The 18,797-nt window shown below is 70.8% G+C and carries 18 protein-coding genes and 1 pseudogene; 6 read left to right on the forward strand and 13 right to left on the reverse strand.

Translation table 11 applies throughout. The features are described 5' to 3' along the window. A pseudogene (locus C468_RS06470) lies at positions 1-809 on the reverse strand (Fe-S cluster assembly protein SufB); the annotation flags it as partial. Between the two features lie 428 nt (positions 810-1,237). On the opposite strand from C468_RS06470, the gene C468_RS06475 reads away from it, so the two are divergent. Together C468_RS06475 and C468_RS06480 are read left to right on the forward strand one after the other, a co-directional pair. Further along, positions 1,238-1,639: an Htur_1727 family rSAM-partnered candidate RiPP gene (locus C468_RS06475; RefSeq protein ID WP_008848085.1), complete on the forward strand. Its 402-nt coding sequence runs from the start codon at positions 1,238-1,240 to the stop codon at positions 1,637-1,639. Further along, complete coding sequence (locus tag C468_RS06480) at positions 1,636-2,865, forward strand: TIGR04347 family pseudo-SAM/SPASM protein (protein ID WP_008848086.1); 1,230 nt, start codon at positions 1,636-1,638, stop codon at positions 2,863-2,865. Before C468_RS06475 ends, C468_RS06480 begins: the two co-directional genes overlap by 4 nt. 1 nt (position 2,866) lies before the next feature. Here the strand turns inward: C468_RS06480 and C468_RS06485 are convergent, their stop codons facing one another. Next, positions 2,867-3,118, reverse strand: a complete 252-nt coding sequence (locus tag C468_RS06485; protein WP_008848087.1) for a hypothetical protein — start codon at positions 3,116-3,118, stop codon at positions 2,867-2,869. A 77-nt stretch (positions 3,119-3,195) separates the two neighbouring features. Next, on the reverse strand, positions 3,196-3,801 hold the full coding sequence (locus tag C468_RS06490) for a helix-turn-helix domain-containing protein (protein WP_008848088.1): 606 nt from the start codon (positions 3,799-3,801) through the stop codon (positions 3,196-3,198). A gap of 119 nt (positions 3,802-3,920) precedes the next feature. On the opposite strand from C468_RS06490, the gene C468_RS06495 reads away from it, so the two are divergent. Beyond that, the gene (locus C468_RS06495) at positions 3,921-4,784 is read left to right on the forward strand and encodes a geranylgeranylglycerol-phosphate geranylgeranyltransferase (protein ID WP_008848089.1); all 864 of its coding nucleotides are present in this window, start codon (positions 3,921-3,923) and stop codon (positions 4,782-4,784) included. 109 nt (positions 4,785-4,893) lie between these two features. Here the strand turns inward: C468_RS06495 and yciH are convergent, their stop codons facing one another. The 7 genes from yciH to C468_RS06525 form a co-directional block, all read right to left on the reverse strand. Beyond that, complete coding sequence (gene yciH, locus C468_RS06500; RefSeq protein WP_004046732.1) at positions 4,894-5,187, reverse strand: stress response translation initiation inhibitor YciH; 294 nt, start codon at positions 5,185-5,187, stop codon at positions 4,894-4,896. A gap of 76 nt (positions 5,188-5,263) precedes the next feature. Continuing rightward, positions 5,264-7,609 carry a transglutaminase domain-containing protein gene (locus C468_RS06505; RefSeq protein WP_008848090.1) on the reverse strand — a complete coding sequence of 782 codons (2,346 nt, stop codon included), beginning with the start codon at positions 7,607-7,609 and terminating at the stop codon, positions 5,264-5,266. Continuing rightward, entirely contained in the window at positions 7,606-8,670 is a 1,065-nt protein-coding gene (locus C468_RS06510) for a DUF58 domain-containing protein (protein WP_008848091.1), read from the reverse strand. The genes C468_RS06505 and C468_RS06510 overlap by 4 nt, the downstream gene beginning before the upstream one ends. 4 nt (positions 8,671-8,674) lie before the next feature. Then, positions 8,675-9,694 carry an AAA family ATPase gene (locus C468_RS06515; RefSeq protein ID WP_008848092.1) on the reverse strand — a complete coding sequence of 340 codons (1,020 nt, stop codon included), beginning with the start codon at positions 9,692-9,694 and terminating at the stop codon, positions 8,675-8,677. Beyond that, positions 9,687-9,842, reverse strand: a complete 156-nt coding sequence (locus C468_RS18360; protein WP_161609724.1) for a hypothetical protein — start codon at positions 9,840-9,842, stop codon at positions 9,687-9,689. The genes C468_RS06515 and C468_RS18360 overlap by 8 nt, the downstream gene beginning before the upstream one ends. A gap of 299 nt (positions 9,843-10,141) precedes the next feature. Beyond that, positions 10,142-12,193 carry an ATP-binding protein gene (locus tag C468_RS06520; protein ID WP_008848093.1) on the reverse strand — a complete coding sequence of 684 codons (2,052 nt, stop codon included), beginning with the start codon at positions 12,191-12,193 and terminating at the stop codon, positions 10,142-10,144. Positions 12,194-12,332: 139 nt separating this feature from the next. Continuing rightward, on the reverse strand, positions 12,333-13,679 hold the full coding sequence (locus tag C468_RS06525) for a dihydroorotase (RefSeq protein WP_008848094.1): 1,347 nt from the start codon (positions 13,677-13,679) through the stop codon (positions 12,333-12,335). A gap of 105 nt (positions 13,680-13,784) precedes the next feature. Here C468_RS06525 and C468_RS06530 point away from each other — a divergent pair, with 105 nt between their 5' ends. The 3 genes from C468_RS06530 to serS all read left to right on the forward strand — a co-directional run bounded on the left by C468_RS06530 (position 13,785) and on the right by serS (position 16,047). Further along, positions 13,785-14,276, forward strand: a complete 492-nt coding sequence (locus C468_RS06530; RefSeq protein WP_008848095.1) for a hypothetical protein — start codon at positions 13,785-13,787, stop codon at positions 14,274-14,276. An 85-nt stretch (positions 14,277-14,361) separates the two neighbouring features. Beyond that, positions 14,362-14,601 (forward strand): hypothetical protein, encoded by a 240-nt coding sequence (locus tag C468_RS06535; protein ID WP_008848096.1) that lies wholly within the window; start codon positions 14,362-14,364, stop codon positions 14,599-14,601. A gap of 75 nt (positions 14,602-14,676) precedes the next feature. After that, entirely contained in the window at positions 14,677-16,047 is a 1,371-nt protein-coding gene (gene serS / locus C468_RS06540) for a serine--tRNA ligase (protein WP_008848097.1), read from the forward strand. Positions 16,048-16,127: 80 nt separating this feature from the next. Here the strand turns inward: serS and C468_RS06545 are convergent, their stop codons facing one another. The 3 genes from C468_RS06545 to C468_RS06555 form a co-directional block, all read right to left on the reverse strand. Further along, positions 16,128-16,730 (reverse strand): hypothetical protein, encoded by a 603-nt coding sequence (locus C468_RS06545; RefSeq protein WP_008848098.1) that lies wholly within the window; start codon positions 16,728-16,730, stop codon positions 16,128-16,130. Positions 16,731-16,973: 243 nt separating this feature from the next. Continuing rightward, entirely contained in the window at positions 16,974-18,056 is a 1,083-nt protein-coding gene (locus C468_RS06550; RefSeq protein ID WP_008848099.1) for an Mrp/NBP35 family ATP-binding protein, read from the reverse strand. 11 nt (positions 18,057-18,067) lie between these two features. Next, positions 18,068-18,796 carry a TorD/DmsD family molecular chaperone gene (locus tag C468_RS06555; RefSeq protein ID WP_008848100.1) on the reverse strand — a complete coding sequence of 243 codons (729 nt, stop codon included), beginning with the start codon at positions 18,794-18,796 and terminating at the stop codon, positions 18,068-18,070. Position 18,797 lies beyond the last annotated feature (1 nt).

Below are 18,797 nucleotides of genomic sequence, written 5' to 3' on the forward strand. Positions count from 1 at the left end.
TCGATGTAGTGGACTTCCGAGCCCTCCTCGGCGATGATGAGCGTGTGCTCGAACTGGCCCATCCCCTCGGAGTTCATCCGGAAGTACGCCTGGACGGGCATGTCGACGGTGGTGTTTTCGGGGACGTAGACGAACGAGCCGCCGGACCAGATGGCGCCGTGGAGCGCGGCGAACTTGTTGTCGCTCGGGGGGACGCACTTGGTCATGAAGTGCTCGCGGACGAGCTCTTCGTGCTCTTGGACGGCCTCGTCCATGTTACAGAAGATGACGCCCTTCTCCTCCCAGCGCTCCTGCATGTTCTGGTAGACGACCTCGGACTCGTACTGGGCGCCGACGCCGGAGAGGGCGTTTTTCTCGGCTTCGGGGATGCCCAGCTTGTCGAAGGTGTCTTTGATTTCGTCGGGGAGTTCGGTCCAGTCGTCGACGCCGGCGCGGACGTCGACGTCCGGCCGAATGTACGGGATAATCTCGTCGACGTCGACCTCGGAGAGGTCGGGCTGGCCGGGCCAGTCGGTGGGCATCGGCATCTCCTGGAACTGCTCGAGCGCGCGGAGGCGGCGCTCGAGCATCCACTCGGGCTCGTCTTTGTCCTCCGAGATGACGCGGACCGTCTCCTCGGTGAGGCCCTTTTCGGTCTGGAAGGCGGACTTCTCCTCCTTCTTGAACTCGAAGCGGGCCTCGGTGTCTGTCTCNCGGACCGTCTCCTCGGTGAGGCCCTTTTCGGTCTGGAAGGCGGACTTCTCCTCCTTCTTGAACTCGAAGCGGGCCTCGGTGTCTGTCTCCCTGAGGTCGTCTTGTTTTGAACTCATCAAACTATTCTTCAGAGACCACGAAGATAAGTGTGATGCGTATAAACGACTGTTCGTAACTTATTATGGTTTCTTTAATAAATGAGGGTAACCTATTCAGATTTAATCTTCTAGTAATATTTGATGTATTATACTCCGATACTGGGCGCGCCGCGCTCCGTGATCGCGGCCGAAACGGGAATCTCGACGACCGCCCGCCGGGCCACATCTGCCGGCGCCCGGCACGCTGAAACCGAACGTCCTTCGAGACCGCGTCGCCGCGCGGCGGCGATTTCGCATACTGAGAGGATTTATATGGCTCCCGTCGGCCCGCTCATCCGTCCCCCGCGAGACCGGTTTATATATTTATGATCCGAACTTGTTCGGGCGCATTTCGCGGCCGTGGGAACCCGCGAAACCGGGTTCGGTGAGTCGTGCGTACTCCGGGTATGGTCGAGAAGACGGACCGAACCGGCGGATCGGACGGGGCACGCTCCGCGGACGGCCGGCGCTTCGAGGTGTTCGTCCGCGAGGAGGAGGCGGACCCGCTCCGGCACGTCGGCACCGTGGCGGCGCCGACGCCCGACGCCGCCCACGAGGAGGCGAGCAAGCTCTTCGCGTGGTACGCCCGCGACGTGTGGGTGTGTCCTGCCGAGGAGACGCACCGGTACTCCGCCGAGTCGCTCGCGAGCGACGAAGCGGACGCCGAAGCGAGCCGCGACGGGGGACCCGGCGGCGTCGACGCGGGGGGAAGCGATTCCGACGAGCCGCGCGTCTACGAGGAGACCGAGGGAACCCCGACCGTCTCGTGCGGCGGGGCGCCCGTCGACGACGCGGAGGAGTCCGAATGATCTCCGTCAGCAAGCTCCTCTGCGGCCTCGACGCCGAGAGCGACGGGCTCCGGTACGACGCGGCCGGCGACTCGAAGAAGCCGCAGATCACGGACGACAAACAGCGGCGCCCGGTGGTCGTCTGGAACACCACGAAGCGGTGTAACCTCTACTGCGAGCACTGCTACGCCGCCGCCGACCAAGAGGGGGCACCGAACGAGCTGTCGACCGCGGAGGGGAAGGCGCTCATCGACGACCTCGCCGCGTTCGGCGTGCCGGTGCTCCTCTTCTCCGGCGGGGAACCGCTCGTCCGAGAGGACCTTCCCGAACTGGTCGCCTACGCCGCCGACAGCGGGGTCCGACCCGTCCTCTCGACGAACGGCACCCTGCTCACGCGCGAGAACGCCCGCGAGCTGAAGGAGGCCGGGCTCAAGTACGCCGGCGTCTCGGTGGACGGCCTCCCGGAGCGCAACGACCGGATCCGGGGCGAAGACGGGGCGTTCGACGCCGCCGTCCGCGGGATCGAGGCGTGTCTCGACGTGGGGCTCAAAACGGGCCTCCGGTACACGATCACCGAACACAACGTCGACGACCTCGCTGGCGTCGTCGACCTGCTCGTCGACGTGGGCGTCGACCGGTTCTGCTTCTACCACCTCGACTACGGCGGGCGCGGCGCCGACATCTCCGACGTGGACCTGAGCCCCGAGGCGACGCGGAAGGCCGTCACCGACCTGTGCGATCTCACGCGAGAGTACCACGACGCCGGCGAGGAGATCGAGACGCTGCTCGTCGGCAACTACGCCGACGCGGGCCACCTCGTCGAGTACGCCGACCGCGAGATGGGGACCGACCGGGCGCGGCTCATCTACCGGTACCTCGAACGCAACGGCGGAGACCCGACCGGCGAGCGCGTCGCCGACGTCGACCCGGTCGGCAACGTCCACCTCACGCAGTTCTGGCAGGGATACTCGCCCGGAAACGTCCGCGACCGCTCGTTCGGCGCGATCTGGTCGGACGAGTCGAACCCGCTGCTCGGGGCGCTCCGCGACCGCGAGGACCACCTCTCCGGGAGGTGTGCCGACTGCGCGTACCAGAGCGTCTGCCGCGGCGGCTCGCGGCTCCGCGCGCTGGCGGCGCACGACGACCCGTTCGCGCCCGACCCGAAGTGCTACCTCACCGAGGCCGAACGCGACGGGGACGCCGCCCTGAGCCGCATCCGCGGCGGGACTGCGGCGGACGCGGACTGAGCTACCGGTCGGGTCGCTCGCCGTCGGCGGGCGTCGGATCGCGCTCGCCGGTCGGGTCGGTCGCGGTGCCGTACTTCTCCGAGAAGCGCTCGTCGGAGCGCTCTCCGCGGGCGACGCCGATCGCGTCGCGGACGAGTTCGACGGTCACGTCGTCGCGTACCGGGGGAGGGACGCTCCCGCCGGTCTCGTCCGCGGCGTCGCGTCCGCCGTCTCGCGTCTGCGAGGTCGGAGGTTCGGTGTGGGGGTCGCACATGCGTCGACGGACGGCCTCTATCCCCCTCCGTGTCGCGATTTATTACTGGAAGATTTTAAAACCGAACGGCGCGCAACTTAGCGGTCGGCCTCGTCGAACATGTCGGTGACGAGCTTCGCCTGCGCGCTCCGGAGCCGCTGTGAGAGCGCGGACTTGCTGATGTCGAGCTCGGCCGAGAGCTCGCCGAGCCCCACGTCCCGGTCGTCGTCGAAGTAGCCGCGGACCACCGCGAGTTCGAGCCCCTCCCGCTGTTTCGGTGTGAGCGCGGAGAGGTCGAACGTCACCTGCTCGGTCGCCTCCGGCCCCTCGACGACCGCGAGCCGGACCAGCCGAACGTGATCGAGCGTCTCCCTGAGCGCGCCGACCACGTCGCGGACCGTGTCCCGGTCGTCGACGTAGGTGGTCACGAGCACCGTGCCGTCCTCGACCCGTTGGACGTGCGGGACGCAGCCGAACCGCTGGAAGACCCGACAGAGGCAATCGTCGGAGACCTCGCCGCGAGCGCGAAGCACCCCGTCGCCGTCGCTCGGTTGCACGTCGACGATACACTCGCGACCCACCGCGTTGACGGCCACGTCTGTCGCGTCGGGGGTCTCGGCGACGATCGGGCAGTCCCAGTCGTCGCTCGGGTCGATGTCGAGATCGACGCGGAGCCGGCGCCCGTCCCCTGCGACTTGGGCCATGGCGTCGCTTGCCCCCACGCCGGCTTAGCCGCCCGGCGGATCCCCAGTGTTCGAGAACGCGCGGTGCGGGCGTCGGCTCGGCCCGCGTCCCCGCGTCTCCACCGGATCCCGCGCCGTTTATGTGCCGGGCCGCGGTGCACGGAGACGACGTGCGCGAGACAGCACGCGGAGCCCTCGAACTGGCACGCCCGGGAAACTGCGTCGCCGCCGCCGCCCTCACGGCGACCGGCGCGTTTGTCGCCGGCGCCGGCGACGCCCTCGCCCCGGCGGCGATCGCCGCGGCCACCACCGCCTTTGCGGTCGCCGCCGGCAACGCGATCAACGACTACTTCGACCGCGAGATCGACGCGATCAACCAGCCCGACCGTCCGATCCCGCGCGGCGCGGTCTCGCCGCGGGGGGCGCTCGGGACCGCGGGCGCCTGGTTCGCCGTCGCCGTCGCGCTCGCGCTGGCGCTCCCCGCGCTCGCCCTCGCCATCGCCGGCGTCAACCTCGTCGCCCTCGTCACCTACACGACCGTTTTCAAGGGGACACCCGGGCTCGGTAACGCTCTCGTCTCGTACCTCGTCGGGTCGACGTTCCTGTTCGGCGGCGCCGCCGTCGGCCGCCCCGAGGCGGCCGTCGTCCTCGCGCTGCTGGCCGGGCTCTCGACGTTCGCCCGCGAGGTGATCAAAGACGTCGAGGACGTGGTCGGCGACTGCGAGGAGGGGCTCCGGACGCTCCCTATCGCGATCGGCGAGCGGCGGTCGCTGTGGGTCGCGACCGGGTCGCTCGGCGTCGCCGTCGCCGCCAGCCCGCTCCCGTACCTCTCCGGGACGTTCGGCGGGGCCTACCTCCTCCTCGTCGGGGTCGCCGACGCGGTCATGCTGTACGCCTGCTACGAGGCGTTCGCCGACCCGACGGCGGCGCAACAGCGGTTCAAGTACGGGACGTTCCTCGCGGCGGCCGCCTTCGTCGTCGGGCGGGCGGCGCTGATCGCTTAAAAATCACCTAAAAATCGGTCGACGGTGCGGCGGCTCACCGGAGGAGGTCGCTGAAAAAACCCGCGACACGAACGCGCAATTCGCTCGACGACGGACGATTAGGTGACGGTCACGCGACGTTGAAGCCTTTGTCGCGGAGGAAGTCCTCCACGCGACCCGAGTGGTTCCCCTGCAGCTCGATGGCGCCGTCCTCGACGGTGCCGCCGCAGGCGAATTTCGACTTGAGGTCTGACGAGAGAGAGCTCATGTCGACGTCTTTCGGGTCGAATCCTTCGATGACCGTTACCTCCTTACCGTACCTGCGCTCGTCGATGCGGATGCTGATCTGCTGGGACTCTTTCGCGACGTCCTCGCAGACGCAGAGTTCCTGGGGCAGTCCGCACGTCGAGCAGACTTCCGACATTACGGCCGAAACTACAGGGTGCCCGTATTAAATAGTGTCGGGAGTGCGGGCGCCGTACACGGCGGGCGGCCCGCGCTCACTCCCCGTCGAACAGCCGGCCGAGCAGGGGCGTCCGCTCCAGCGCGAGCCGCCGGACCGTCCGCTGCGCCTCGTCCGCCTCGGCGCGACTCACCGTCCCGGCGTACGCCGCCCGCTCGTACGCCTCGCCGACGGTTCGTATCCGCTCGTCGGCGCCGCGGAGCGCGAGGGCGTCGAGGTACGCCCGCGGCGTCTCGCCGGGCCGCCGCTCGCGGTAGCGCCGCGCGAGCAGGTGTTCCAAGTCCGCGAACGCCCGCCTCACGTCGTCGACGGGCTCGCCGCCCCCCCAGGGGATCCGTATCCGGACGGCGCGGCGCGCGCGCCCGGCGAGGCCGAGCCGCCGGGCCCCGGCGACGCCGACGGTCGCGACGAACAGCCAGTACGCGACCGCCTCCCGCGACGGGAGTGGGAGCCCGTCGTCGCCGGCGCCCGGGTCGGCGCCGCCGGCCGGCGTCCCGTTCCGGACCAGCCGCTCCTGCGAGAAGCCCCCTTCCGTGACGGCCGTGTCGATCCCGGCGGCGTCGCCCGCGCCGTCCCCGGCGGTCCCGTTGCTCCCGTTCGCGTCCGACCGCGCGTCGTCGGCCGCGTCCGTCTCGGGGTCCGCGTCGGAGTCCGTCCGCGTCGGCTCGTCGGGCTCGTCGGTCGGCTCCGACGCCTCGGTGTCGACGCCCGCCTGGCCAGTCTGGCGGGCCTCCGCGAGGCGCTCGCTCCGGGCCTCGTCGCGCTCGCTCGGCGGGGTCGGGTCGAACTCGACCCAGCCGTGCTCGGGGAAGTACACCTTCACCCAGGCGTGGGCGTCCTGCCCCCGGACGACGTATCGGTCCTCGCCGACCCGCTCGCCCTCGGAGTACCCGGTCGCGAACTGCGCGGGGATCCCCTGCGAGCGCAACATCGCGACCATCGTCGTGGCGAAGTACGTGCAGTAGCCCGCGTCCATCTCGAAGAGGAACGCGTCGGCCACGTCGCCCTCGGGCTTCTCGACCGCGAGCGAGTAGTCGTACTCCTCGATCAGGTACCGCTCGATCGCGACGGCCCGATCGTAGGGGTTCTCGGCGTCCGCGGCCTCGACGATCGCCTCGGTGCGCTCGCCGACGCGGTCGGGCGTGCTCTCCGGGAGCTGCGTGTACCGGTCCTCGATCGCGGGGTCGTACTCCGTGCTGGCGTTCCGGAGTTCGGCGGGCTCCGCGTCGAGCACCCGGCTCTCGACGGTCGTCGCCTCGCCCGGGCGCAGCGCGGCGCCGAGCCGGAGCGTCCCGCGGTCGTCGACCTGCACCGTCGGGGCGCCGGCGCCGCGCACGGCCACGGCCTGCCAGGGCGCGGGCAGCGCCGTCGACTCCGTCCGCGCGGTGAGCGTGACGTTCACCGTCGTCGCCTCGCCCGGCGGGCCGTCGAGGGGGCCGTCCAACGTCGACCGCTCGCCCGATCGCACCCAGCCGTCGCCGGTGTAGGTGTCGTAGGCGGCGGCGTGCCAGTTCGACGCGACCGGGCTCTCGATCTCGTACCGCACCTGAGGGGAGAGCCGCGCCGGTCCGACGACCGCCACCTCGTCGCCGCCGCCGAGCGAGGACTCCAGCGTCGTGCCGCGGTCGGCCCCCCACGGCTGCGCCGCGCCGGCCGGTAACACGGTGACCGTCGCGCTCACGAGGATCATCGCCGCCAGCACCGCGGCGAGCCGGTCGCCGTGGGTCCGGAGCGCGTCGGGCGTCGAGAGCGTCGAGAGCCCGGCCGCGACCGCGGCGCCGATGACGCCGACCAGCGCGGCCGACCCTCCTGCGTCGCCGGTGGCCACGAGGAACCCGAGCGTCCCGCCGGCCACCGCGGTCGCGCCGACGTGGCGTCCCCGTCCGGCCAGGTACGCGACGAGGAACGTCGGCGCCGGCGCGACCGCGAGGATCCACGCGTCAGCGGACGCGAGTCTGAGGATCGAGAGCCCGGTCAGAAGCGACACCACGTCGACTGCGACCGTCTCGACCGAGAAGAGCGCGCGCCGGCTCGCGGGGACCGCGAAGTAGTAGCCGGCGAGCGCGGCGGCGAACAGCGCCCCCGTCAGCCGCACGGCGGTGCGCTCGGTGACGACGCGCGCCAGCGCCGCGCCGGCGACCCCCGCGACCGAGACGGCCGCCGCGGTCCGCACCGTCCCGCCGACCACGTCGGTCGCCGCGAGGAACACGCCGAGGTACGCCGTCGTGACGAGCGCGACGCCGAGGACCGCGGGGTCCGCGAACCCGCTCCAGTCGTCCGCGGGCTCGTCGGCACCCTCGCGGCCGAGGTCCGGAAGCTCCCCCGACGCGCGCCGCCCCGCGGCGGCGACCCGCCGCCGGTCGCCGCTGCTTCGACCGCTCATCGCCCGTTCACCTCCGGCTCGGAGGCGCGAGTGGCGTCCGGTCCGCTTCCCGTCCCCGGCCCGTCGTCGCCCGCGGACGCGCGGAGGTCGTCGACGGCGACGGTTCGGCCCCCGGTCCGGTACCTCGCGCCGTCGGCGTCGGCGATCACGGTCACGTCGGCGTCGTCGACGGCGACCGACCCGGGCCCGGTCACCGCGGCCAGCTCGAGGGCGTCGCGTCGCCCCTGCGGCCCCGGGCGGACCGACACGCTCCCCGCCGGCAGCGTCAGGTCCACCGGGACGCCGTCGTCGAGGAGGGCGAGCGCGAGGCTCGCGGCCGCGCTCGCGAGGGCGTCGGCCCCCTCGCGCTCGCTGGCGGTCTCGCCGGCGATCGACACCCGCCCGCGCCGCGTCTCGGCGGCGAACTCCTTGACCACGATCTCGTCGCGCTTCGCGGTCGTCGGCCAGTGCACGTCCCGGAGGGCGTCGCCGCGCGCGTACTCCCGCAGCCGGTCGAACTCCTCGCGCTGCCGGCTCACGCCGACCGCGTCGTCGGCGTACAGCTCCCGGCGGAACCGCGCCGGGACCGGGTGACACACCGGGTACGCGGTCACCGTGTCCGTGTCGTCGACGACGACCTCGCGGTCGAAGAGCCCGAACACGTCCGTCGCGGTCACCCGAGCGGGGCCCAGCCGGCGCTCGCCGCGCCGGACGTACCGGACGCGGTACGTCACCGGTCCCTCGCCGATCGACGCGCGGATAGGGGCGTCCGGGCCCTCCAGCCCGGCGTCGGTCTCGTCGACGACTGCCCCAAGATACGTCCCCGACGCCCCCGCGGTCGCCGACCGGAGCTCGATCCGGACCTCGTGTCGCTCGCCGACGAACCCGTCTGGGGGCGGCACCCGCCGCACGTCGGGGTCCTCGACCCGGGCGAGCTGGACGTAGCCGGCGACGAGCGCGACGACTCCCGGGAGGACGACCGCGTCGAGCGCGCGCCCGCCCGCCGCCAGCGCCAGCAGACCGCCGACCACGCAGGCCGCGCCGACGACGCGACCGCGCCGGGTGAGGGTCGCCTTCGGCATCGGCTCACTCCACGGGCACCCGGTCGAGGGCGTCGGCGACGATCTCGGCGCCGTCGGCGCCGCCGGAGTCGGACCGGATCCGGTGGGCGAACACCGTCGGCGCCTCGGTCTGTACGTCGTCCGGGATCACGTAGCCCCGTCCGTCCAGCGCGGCACGCGCCTGCGACGCCCGCAACAGCGCGAGGCTCCCGCGCGGGCTGACGCCGAGGCGGGCGTTCCGCCGGGTGTGGACCGCCAACCGCGCCACGTACCGGCGCAGCTCCTCGGTCGCCTCGATCGCGCCCACCGTCGCCCGGGCGCGCCGAACGTCGTCGATCGCCGCCACCGGCTCGACCGACTCGACCGGGTGGTCGCCGGCCATCCGCCCGATGATCTCGGCCTCCTCGTCCGTGTCGGGGTAGCCGAGCCGGATCTTCTTGGTGAACCGGTCGACCTCGGCGACCGGCAGGTCGTACGTCTGGCCGGGCTCCACGTCGTTCTGCGTCGCGATTACGCAGAACGGGTCCGGGAGCCGCCGGGTCTCCCCGTCGGTCGTCACCTGCCGCTCCTCCATCGCCTCGAGGAGGGCCGACTGCGTCTTCGGGGGCGCGCGGTTGATCTCGTCGCCGAGCACCACGTTCGCGAACACCGGCCCCGGCTGGAACTCGAACTCGTCGGTGCGCTGGTCGAACACGTTGACGCCCGTCACGTCGGAGGGGAGGAGATCCGGCGTGAACTGGACGCGCTTGAACGAGCCGTCGATCGAGCGCGCGACCGCCTTCGCGAGGGTCGTCTTCCCGACGCCGGGCACGTCCTCGACGAGGAGGTGGCCGCGGGCCAGCAGGGTGACGACGACGTGCTCGACCGCCTCCCGCTTCCCGACGATCACCGCCTCGACGTTGTCGGCGATCCGCTCCGCGAGTTCGGCCACCGCCGCGGGCTCCATCGCGGCGTCTCCGGCGGCGCCGTCGTCCGAGGCGACCGTCCCTGAGTCGCTCTCCCCGACGCCCGCCCCCAGCGGCCCCGACTCTCCCGGGTCAGTCATGGCGTCGCCCGTCCTCGCGGACCGCGGTCCGCGGTCCGCGCGTGGCGGCCCCGTCCGAGCGCGCGCCGGTCTCCGCGGCGGCGACACCGCGGTCCGAGCGCGCGCCGACCCGCCGGAGGGCAACCGTGCGAGTGATCCCCACAGTCATGGATATGGAGCGGGTTAGGGTGGAAGCGGCATATGCGTTCCGCCGAGGCGTCGGCAGCGCGCGTCTCTGACCGACCCCGACGGGTTTGGAAACGGCTCTCGGACCCGCGGCACTCGTCGTCGCGTGACTCGCTCCGGCCCGACGTGGTCAGTACGGACTCAGCGGTGAGCGACGGGGAGCCGATAAAGCGGATCGGTTTGGCTGTTGTGTATACGCGAACGAGCGGCGTCACTGTCGGTCGTTTATAAGCGAACGAGCGGCGTCACTGTCGGTCGTTTATAAGCGATCGTCGCCGTCGCTCACGACGCTTTCGGGAGGCGGATCGCGACCGTCGTCCCCTCGTCCCCAGCCGTCGTTTCGAGCTCGCCGTCGAGGCTGGTGACGATCCAGTGGATCAGCCACAGACCGAGGCCCTCGCCGTGAACCAGCGGCGTCTCCACGCTCGACCGCAGGACGTCCCGTTCCGCCTGGGGGAGTCCGGGTCCGTTGTCCCTGACGGCGATCGTCACGTCCGTCTCGGTGACGGTCACGTCGATGTCGACGACTGGCGGGTCACCGCCGTGCTTCGCGGCGTTTTCGACGACCTCCCACAGCGCCGTCTTCAGGCGCTCGTGGGTCTCCGCGACGACGGCGTCGGGCGCGTCGATGGTCACCGACGCCTCGGGGTGCTGCATCCGCAGCTCCGAGACGGTGTCCTCGAGCAGCGGGACGATGTCGACCGGTTCGAGTTCGGGCGACAGCTCCCGGTACTCCTCGAGACGCTGCGCCGACTCGGTCAGGTCGAGCAGCTGGTCGGCCGTGCCCCTGATCTTCGTCGCCTTCTCGGCGTCCTCGCCGCTGAGTCGGCCTTCGAGCATCTCCGCGTACCCGGTGATGATGCCCATCTTGTTCCGCATGTTGTGGCGCAGCACGCGGTTGATGACGCTGATGAGCCCCTCGCGCTCCCGGCGTTTCGTCGCGTCACGCACCATCAACTGGACGCCGACGATGTCGTCCGTCGTTCGCTCGGCGGCGGGAACGCTCCCCTCGTAAATGGGGACGCCTCGCACGTCGGTGAACACTGTGGTCCCGGCTTTCGTCTCCAGCGGGAAGTCCCGGACCGTGTTGCGCTCGCCGTCGAATATCGGCGCGATCTCCTCCCACGCGCGTTCGACCGTCGCCTCGTCCGGGAGCGTGACCGAAACCGGTTGCCCCTCGAGTTCCGCCGGCGAGTAGCCGAGGAACTCCTCCACGGACGGCGAGGCGAAGGTGAACCGGCCCTGCTCGTCGATCCGGAAGACGAAGCCGAAACTGACGTCGATGACGCCCCGGTAGAGCTCGTTCTGCTCGTTGACTTCGGCCTCGCGTTCGGCGAGCTGGCGGCGCTGGCGCTCCGTCTGGGTCACGTCCGACAGCAGCACGATCTGCGCTCCGGCGTCGCCGAGCGTGGCGGTGCTCGTCGAGACGAAGTAGTACCGCGGGCCGCCCGCCCGCTCGCGCTCGAGGATCTGGTCGTCGCTCTCGAGGGCCTCGACGACCGACGGAACGGCCTCGGCGAGGCGGTCGCCCGTCGACTCGCCGAGCTCCGGGAACACCTCCCCGACGCTCGCCGAGTAGTCGCGGACGCGCCCCCGTTCGTCGAGATAGATGGAGAGGCCGTCATCGAACGACGCCCGCTGTACCGCGAGGAAGCGGCGTTCGAAGACGAACAGCACGCCGACCGCGAACACCGCCACGCCGATGGGCGCGTAGATGATGTTGATGAGCAGCGGCGTGAACTGAGCGGCGATGTCGAACACGACCGGGAGCCCGATCAGGACCGACAGCGCGCTGAGGGGCCGGGTGTCGTACCCCGATTCGAAGAAGAGCTGGAAGATGATGAACAGCCCCACCGCCGACAGCACGTACGACAGGCCTGTCGCGGTCCAGTGGAGCACGTTGTGTTCCACTGCGAGGTGTACGAACGGCGTCGACACCTCACTCGCGGTGAAGTACGCCCCGTGGATGGGGTTCGTGGCTTTGATCGCGACCACGGTGAGAAAGACGGCCGCACTCGCTCGTCGTAGCGACGTGTCGCGGTGGTAGGTCCGTCCGGAGTAGGCGGAACAGAAGTAGAGCCACGCCCAGACGGTGCCGAACCCGATGGTGAGCCCGACGATGTACGTCGGCACGCGGAACGGATCGGGGAGCAGGAACCCGGCGGCCCTGAGGAGCGCCCACCCGCCGGACGTGACGAGCAACCCCACGAGCCCTCGGCGGACATCGGGGTCCTGAAACTTCTGCGCCCGACCGATAGCGGCGAAACAGACGATACCGCTGAGCGCGAAGACGCCGGTGTACAGTTGTCCGACGACACCGAGATCGTGGAGCATCCACACTGACTGACTCCGTTCTGACGGTAATAAACGTCGGTTCGCGGAACACGGATCGGTCCCGCGGGAGCGTCTCGCGGATATCCGACCGGCGGATGAGTTTCACACCGCGACCCTCGTCTCAAACCCCGATCGCGACCTACCGCTCCCGCACGTTCCGGCCGACGGGCTCGCCGAACGACTCCGCACCGGTGACCGGGTCGCGCTCGTAGACGACCTCGCCGCGGACCGTCGTCAGCTCCGGGAAGACGCCCAGCAGCCCCTCGAAGGGGGTCCAGCCGGCCGCGCCGTGGAGCGCGCCGGCCTCGATCTCGCGGGGGTTCGTCAGGTCGACGAGGACGAGGTCGGCGTCCGCGCCCGGCTCGATCCGCCCTTTCCCCTCGATCCCGAAGATCGACGCGGGGTTGGCGGCGACCACGTCGCGGACGCGCTCTATGGAGAGGTTCCCCTTCCGGACGGACTCTAAGAGAAGCGGATAGAGGGTCTCGACGCCCGGGACGCCGCTCGGCGCGTCGACGAGCCCCTGCCGCTTCTCCGCGACCGTGTGCGGCGCGTGGTCGGTGGCCACCACGTCGACGTCGCCGTCGCGGAGCCGCTCGAAGACGGCCGCGCGCCGCTCCTCCGAGCGGAGCGGGGGGTTCATGCGCCCGAACGTCCCGAGCCGGCGCGCGTCCTCGCGCGACAGGAAAAGGTGGTGCGGCGTCACCTCGCAGGTGGGCGGGGCGTCTCCGGTCGCGTCCTCTCGCGCCGCGACGACCGCGTCGATCCCCTCGGGCGTCGACGTGTGCGCGATATGCACCTGCGCGTCGCTCTCGGCGCCGGCGTCGAGCGCGCGCTCGACCGCCGCCGCCTCCGCCTCGGCGGTCCGATAAGCTGACCACGCGTCGGCGTTCGCCGCGGTGCCCGTCCCGCCGAGGTCGCCGTCGAGCGCGCCCTCGTCGAACAGGGTCTCGTCCTCCGCGTGGACCGTGACGGGGGCGTCGCGCGCGGCCGCCTCTGCGAGGGCGTCCTCGAACAGGTCCAGCGCGATCCCCATGTCTCCGGTGGAGTCCGCGAGGAACACCTCTCCGAGCGCGAACAGGGGTCGCTCGAAGAGGCTCTCGGGGTCCCAGTCGCCGGTGACGCCGCCGTTGATCCCGTAGTCGACGAGCGACGGGGCGGCGAGGTCGGCCTTCTCGTCGAAGGCGTCGCCGTCGACGGTCGGCGGCGACGTGTTCGGCTGGTCGACGACGGTCGTGACGCCGCCCGCGGCCGCGCCCCGCGAACCCGAGGTCCACGTCTCCTTGTGGCTCGCGCCCGGCTCGCGGAAGTGGACGTGAACGTCGACCGCGCCGGGCAGGAGGTGGCGTCCCCGCGCGTCGACGACGCGTTCGCCCGCGTCGGCGTCGAGTTCCGCGTTCGTCGGTTCGACCGCGTCGATCGTCTCTCCCCGGACCCGAACGTCGCGGACCCGCCCGTCGGCCAGCTCCGCACCCGTGATGAGCATGGGTACGCGCTCGCGTCGCGCCGATTAAACCGTGGTGATCCGGGCCACCGCAAATCGCTCTCGCACCACCACAAAGCGTTTGACACGTCCGGCGAGAGACGGCGTATGGTCCTCGGTCTCGCAAGCGCGGCCGGCGAGGCGACCGGCTGGCTGTGGACGATCGCCCTGCTCGCGCTCCCCGGGGTCGCCGCCGCCGTCCTCTGGACCCCGTTCCTGATCGCGGCGCGGTTCCGAGCGCTGTTCGTCGCGTTACCGCCCGCGGGCCGGCTCGTCCCCTCGTACGTCGGCGTCGCGCTCGCGCTGTCGGTCCCGTACCTCGCCGGCCTGCTGCTCACGGTCGGGCTCGTCAACTCGGCGGGCCCCGGCTGGAGCGAGGGGTTCCTCGACACCGCGCTGTTCGGCGGGGTCGCCGTCGGCCTCGTCGCCCCGGCGCTCGCCGTGGTCGGGCTCCCGCGTCTCGGCGTCGACTGGGACCCGACCGGGTACGGCCCGGGGACGTGGGCGCTCCTCGTCGCCGCCGGGCTCTGGTACGCGGTCGTCGCCGCCGTCCCCCTCGTCGCGCTCGCGATCGGCATGGCGCTGCCCGGCGGGTACTGACTGGGCGCGCTCGGCGCCGCCGGAAGGCCGGCCTCGCCGCTCGGCACCGCAAGTTTTTGTTGACACGCGCGGCGAACGTCCGGGCATGCTCCCCGCACCGTTCCGGCTGTTCTTCGTCGCCGTCCCCCTCCTCGTCGCCGCGGGCGCGCTGGCGATGGCGGCGTTCCCCCGACGGATGACCGCGTGGCAGCTGCGCTCCCCCGACGGCTCGACGCAGCGGATCGAGCCGAGCGAGACGCGGATCCTGCTGATGCGGATCATGGGCGTCGTCGTCGCCGGACTCGCGCTTCTCATGGTGGTCGCGAACTTCGCGTTCATCCCCTGACGGGGACGCCGCACTGTGCCATCCGGTGCCGACGCTCCGATACGGTTTTGGGTCGCCCCGCGGAACTCCAGGCAAATGCTGTCTCGACAGTTCGTCCGGGAGAACCCCGAGGTCGTCCGCGAGGCGCTCGCCAACAAGGGCGTCGACGTCGACCTCGACCGGATACTCGACGTCGACGAGGAGTGGCGGGACCTGAAGAGCCGCGGCGACGACCTCCGGCACGAGCGCAACGAGGTCTCCTCGAAGATCGGCGAGCTGAAAGCGGCCGGCGAAGAGGAGGCGGCCCAGGAGGCGATCGAGCGCTCCCAGGAGCTCAAGTCGGAGCTGCGAGAGATCGAGGAGCGCGCCGACGAGCTGGAGGCCGAGCTGGAAGAGTCCCTGCTCGAACTCCCGCAGATCCCCCAGGAGTCGGTACCGGTCGGCGCCGACGAGTCGGAGAACATCGAGCGGCGCCGCGAGGGGTTCGACGACCGCCGGGAGCTGCCCGACGACGTGGAGCCGCACTACGACCTGGGCGAGGAGCTTGAGATCCTCGACTTCGAGCGCGGCGCGAAGGTCGCGGGCGCCGGCTTCTACGTCGCGAAGGGCGACGGCGCGCGGCTGGAGCACGCGCTGATCCAGTTCATGCTCGACGTCCACCGCGAGCAGGGGTACGAGGACGTGTTCCCGCCGATTCCGGTCAACTCCGCGTCGATGCGCGGCACCGGACAGCTGCCGAAGTTCACCGAGGACGCCTACCGCGTCGAGGGGACCAACGAGGAGGCGTACGACGACGACGACCTCTGGCTGCTCCCGACCGCGGAGGTGCCCGTCACGAACCTCCACCGCGACGAGATCCTGCTCGGCGAGGATCTTCCCCTTAAATACCAGGCGTACACGCCGAACTTCCGGCAGGAGGCGGGCGAGCACGGCACTGAGACGCGCGGCATCGTCCGCGTCCACCAGTTCAACAAGGTCGAGATGGTGAACTTCGTGCGGCCCGAGGAGAGCGACGAGCGCTTCGACGGGCTGGTCGACGAGGCCGAGGAGGTGCTGCGCCGCCTCGAGCTCCCCTACCGCATCCTGGAGATGTGCACCGGCGACCTCGGGTTCACGCAGGCGAAGAAGTACGACATCGAGGTGTGGGCGCCCGCCGACGACATGGACGAGGGGCCCGATGAGGGAGGCCGCTGGCTCGAGGTCTCCTCCGTCTCGAACTTCGAGGACTTCCAGGCGCGCCGCGCTCAGATTCGGTACCGCGAGGAGCACCACGAGTCCGCGGAGTTCCTCCACACGCTGAACGGCTCGGGGCTCGCGGTCCCCCGGATCGTCGTCGCCATCCTGGAGTACTACCAGAACGACGACGGCACCGTCACCGTCCCCGAGGCGCTCCGCCCGTACATGGGCGGCGCGGAAGTCATCGAGGGCCACGACGCCGTCGGCGAGACGAAGCTGGGCGGGGAGTAGGCGACGCGGACGGCCTCCGACGTGAACGCCGCTGCGGCCTCCGACGTGAACGCCGCTGCGGCCTCCGACATCGAACGCCGCTACTGGTTCTCCAGGGCGTCGAGGACGCACGCGGCGGCGATCACCGCCTCCTTCGGCACGTCACTCGCGTCGTCGACGGTGACGGTGTAGGCGTCGCGCATCGAGAACTGCCCCTCGATGTCGCCGACGTGGCCGCCGTCGGCGTCGAAGATCTCGTACTTGTTCGGGACGAGGTTCGCGGCGCCGACGAGGTGGCGGAGCGCCGCCAGCACCTTGTTCTTCGATCGAATCGTCGCCAGCGCCTCGCCCGTCTCGGGGTCGCGGACCGTCCAGTTCTCGACGAACAGCGAGTAGTCCTCGTCCAAGACGACGACCTCCTCGCCGGTGCCCGCGTCGACGATGGCGTAGTTGCCCGCGATGTCCATGATCCCGCCCGCCTTCACCGAGAACGCGTCCTCGCCGTCGTCGGTGACGAACGGGAACTCCTCTTTCAGCTTGAACATCTTCTGTTTCCCGCGGACCACGGCGTCGCCGGCGCTGTCGCGGACGGTGTACTTGTTCCGGACCAGCGACTGTTTGACCTCGTAGCGGTCGTCGCTGAGGTTGACGGTCGAGATGTCGTACTCGCCCGACTCGGACGGGAACATGGAGGGATCGTCCATGGGTGGCGAACGGTGTCACCGCCGGAAAAAACCACCCGTTCTCCCGAGGACGCCCGCGTCCGGACGCGACGGTTCGAGGACCCGTCGTAACCTTCGACACCCCCTTTTGAACGGCCGGCCGTCGTAACGGCGCTGTCTCGGAGCGCGCTCGTCGCGGTCGGTTTTCTCGGCGGCGTTCTCGATCGCTTCCGGGGCCGCTCTATCGGCCGCCCCCGGTTTTTCAGCGCGGCTCCGGCTGCGGTGTCACATCGGCTCCGGCTCTCGCTGCTGCTGTCGGTGGTGACGTCGGAGGACTCCGACTTTGTTCGCGACCGTCGCCGCCAAGTCCCGGAACGCCGCCGCGGTGTCGCCCTCGTCGCTGGACACGATCGGTTCGCCGTCGTCGGCCCCCGCGCGGACGGCCGGGTCCAGCGGCAGCGATCCGAGGTACGGGACGTCGACCGCATCGGCGAGCGTCCGGCCGCCGTCCTCGCCGAAGATGTCGTGCGTGTCCCCGCAACTGGGGCAGACGAACCCGCTCATGTTCTCGACGACGCCCAACACGTTCGTCTGGTACTCCCCGAACATCTCGATACCCCTGCGGGTGTCTCCCACCGCGACGGATTGGGGGGTCGTGACGACGACCGTCCCCGTGACGGGGAGGTTCTGCAGCACCGTCAGCTGGACGTCGCCGGTCCCCGGCGGGAGGTCCACGACGAGGTAGTCCAGCGGTCCCCAGGCCACGTCGTCGAAGAGGTCCGTGAGCGTGTTCTGTGCCACCGGGCCGCGCCAGACGACCGGGTCGTCGTCGTCGATCAGCAGTCCGACGCTCATCAGTTCGAGCCCGTGAGCGGTCGGCGGTTCGATCCGGTCTTCGCCGTCGACCGTCGTCACCTCGGGGTCGGCGTCGGCGCCGAGCATCTGGGGAACGTTCGGGCCGTACACGTCGGCGTCGAACAGTCCGACGTTCGCCCCGCGGTCGGCGAGGCCGGCGGCGAGGTTGACGGCGACGGTGCTTTTCCCGACGCCGCCCTTCCCGGAGGCGACGGCGATCACGTTTTTCACGCCGGGCAGGACCGACGACTCTGCCGAGTCGAACAGCGGCACGTTCGCCGAGAGTTCGGCGTCGATCCCCGCGTCGTCGGCGACCTCGCGGACGCGGTCCGCGATGGCGGCCTCGTCCGGCGCGTGCGGCGCGCCGAGCGCGAGCTCGACGGCGGCGGTCCCGTCGTCGACGGTGACGTCGGTGACGAGGCCGGCGCTGACGATGTCGGTGTCGAGCGCCGGGTCGTCGACGGCGCGGAGGCGGTCACGGAAATCGGCGGCTGAGATGTCTGTTGTTGTCATTTGTTAGTTAGTTACGAGGGTGTTGTTTCGGACGGCTGTCGGTCAGCAGGGACGACTTCCTGTGCGTCCCACGCGGTGAACGTCCGAGCGAGGCGAGCGATCGCGGCGAAAACGCCTTCGACGGTGTCGCGGCTCGCGACGGCCTCCTCGAACCGGTCGATCCACCCCAGACGAGAGAGCGTCTGAGCCTGGAGTTCGCGGACCGCCTCGAGGGTCGTTTCGGGTCCGTCGCCGTCGAGCAACGCGGCCTCCCGCTCGCAGAGCGCGCGCATGAACTCGAAGCAGGCGGCGACGTGGTCGGGGATCTCGTCCCCGCGCTCTGGCGTGAACTCGGCGGCGGCGTACAACTGCGCCATGTCGGCGGCCGGATCGCCGAGGAGCTCCCCGGCCTCCCCGGCGGTGTGATACCGGGAGTCGGACTCGAACGCCTCGCTCGGATCGGTTGCGTGGGCGGACGCGAACGGCGGGACGTAGTGGGTCCCCGGCACGACGAACAGGTTGTCGTACCCGATCGCCAGCGAGTCGGCATCGTATCCGTCGCCGCGCAGGTCCGCCGTGTCGATGTCGATCGGGAACACCTCGGCGACGGCCGCGAAGGCCCCTCGATCGAGCGCGTCAGCGGCCGTTTCGGCCTCGCCGTCGAAGGTCGCGGCCAGCAGCCCGTACAGCCGGGCGCGGGCCGTCGCCATCGCCGCCTCGTCGCGGCCGGCGTCCGCGTCTGTGTCTGTGTGTCCGGACATA

The sequence above is a fragment of the Halorubrum kocurii JCM 14978 genome (genome assembly GCF_000337355.1).
In the GTDB taxonomy this organism is placed as follows: Archaea; Halobacteriota; Halobacteria; order Halobacteriales; family Haloferacaceae; genus Halorubrum; species Halorubrum kocurii.

Bases quoted from the DNA above. Each gene is read 5' to 3' on its own strand.
- C468_RS06555 (WP_008848100.1), bottom strand. From the start codon at position 18,796: ATGTCCGGACACACAGACACAGACGCGGACGCCGGCCGCGACGAGGCG.
- C468_RS06550 (WP_008848099.1), bottom strand. From the start codon at position 18,056: ATGACAACAACAGACATCTCAGCCGCCGATTTCCGTGACCGCCTCCGC.
- C468_RS06485 (WP_008848087.1), bottom strand. From the start codon at position 3,118: ATGTGCGACCCCCACACCGAACCTCCGACCTCGCAGACGCGAGACGGC.
- C468_RS06505 (WP_008848090.1), bottom strand. From the start codon at position 7,609: ATGAGCGGTCGAAGCAGCGGCGACCGGCGGCGGGTCGCCGCCGCGGGG.
- C468_RS06525 (WP_008848094.1), bottom strand. From the start codon at position 13,679: ATGCTCATCACGGGTGCGGAGCTGGCCGACGGGCGGGTCCGCGACGTT.
- yciH (WP_004046732.1), bottom strand. From the start codon at position 5,187: ATGTCGGAAGTCTGCTCGACGTGCGGACTGCCCCAGGAACTCTGCGTC.
- C468_RS06490 (WP_008848088.1), bottom strand. From the start codon at position 3,801: ATGGCCCAAGTCGCAGGGGACGGGCGCCGGCTCCGCGTCGATCTCGAC.
- C468_RS06520 (WP_008848093.1), bottom strand. From the start codon at position 12,193: ATGCTCCACGATCTCGGTGTCGTCGGACAACTGTACACCGGCGTCTTC.
- C468_RS06475 (WP_008848085.1), top strand. From the start codon at position 1,238: ATGGTCGAGAAGACGGACCGAACCGGCGGATCGGACGGGGCACGCTCC.
- C468_RS06515 (WP_008848092.1), bottom strand. From the start codon at position 9,694: ATGACTGACCCGGGAGAGTCGGGGCCGCTGGGGGCGGGCGTCGGGGAG.
- C468_RS06510 (WP_008848091.1), bottom strand. From the start codon at position 8,670: ATGCCGAAGGCGACCCTCACCCGGCGCGGTCGCGTCGTCGGCGCGGCC.
- C468_RS06480 (WP_008848086.1), top strand. From the start codon at position 1,636: ATGATCTCCGTCAGCAAGCTCCTCTGCGGCCTCGACGCCGAGAGCGAC.
- C468_RS06495 (WP_008848089.1), top strand. From the start codon at position 3,921: ATGTGCCGGGCCGCGGTGCACGGAGACGACGTGCGCGAGACAGCACGC.
- serS (WP_008848097.1), top strand. From the start codon at position 14,677: ATGCTGTCTCGACAGTTCGTCCGGGAGAACCCCGAGGTCGTCCGCGAG.
- C468_RS18360 (WP_161609724.1), bottom strand. From the start codon at position 9,842: ATGACTGTGGGGATCACTCGCACGGTTGCCCTCCGGCGGGTCGGCGCG.
- C468_RS06535 (WP_008848096.1), top strand. From the start codon at position 14,362: ATGCTCCCCGCACCGTTCCGGCTGTTCTTCGTCGCCGTCCCCCTCCTC.
- C468_RS06545 (WP_008848098.1), bottom strand. From the start codon at position 16,730: ATGGACGATCCCTCCATGTTCCCGTCCGAGTCGGGCGAGTACGACATC.
- C468_RS06530 (WP_008848095.1), top strand. From the start codon at position 13,785: ATGGTCCTCGGTCTCGCAAGCGCGGCCGGCGAGGCGACCGGCTGGCTG.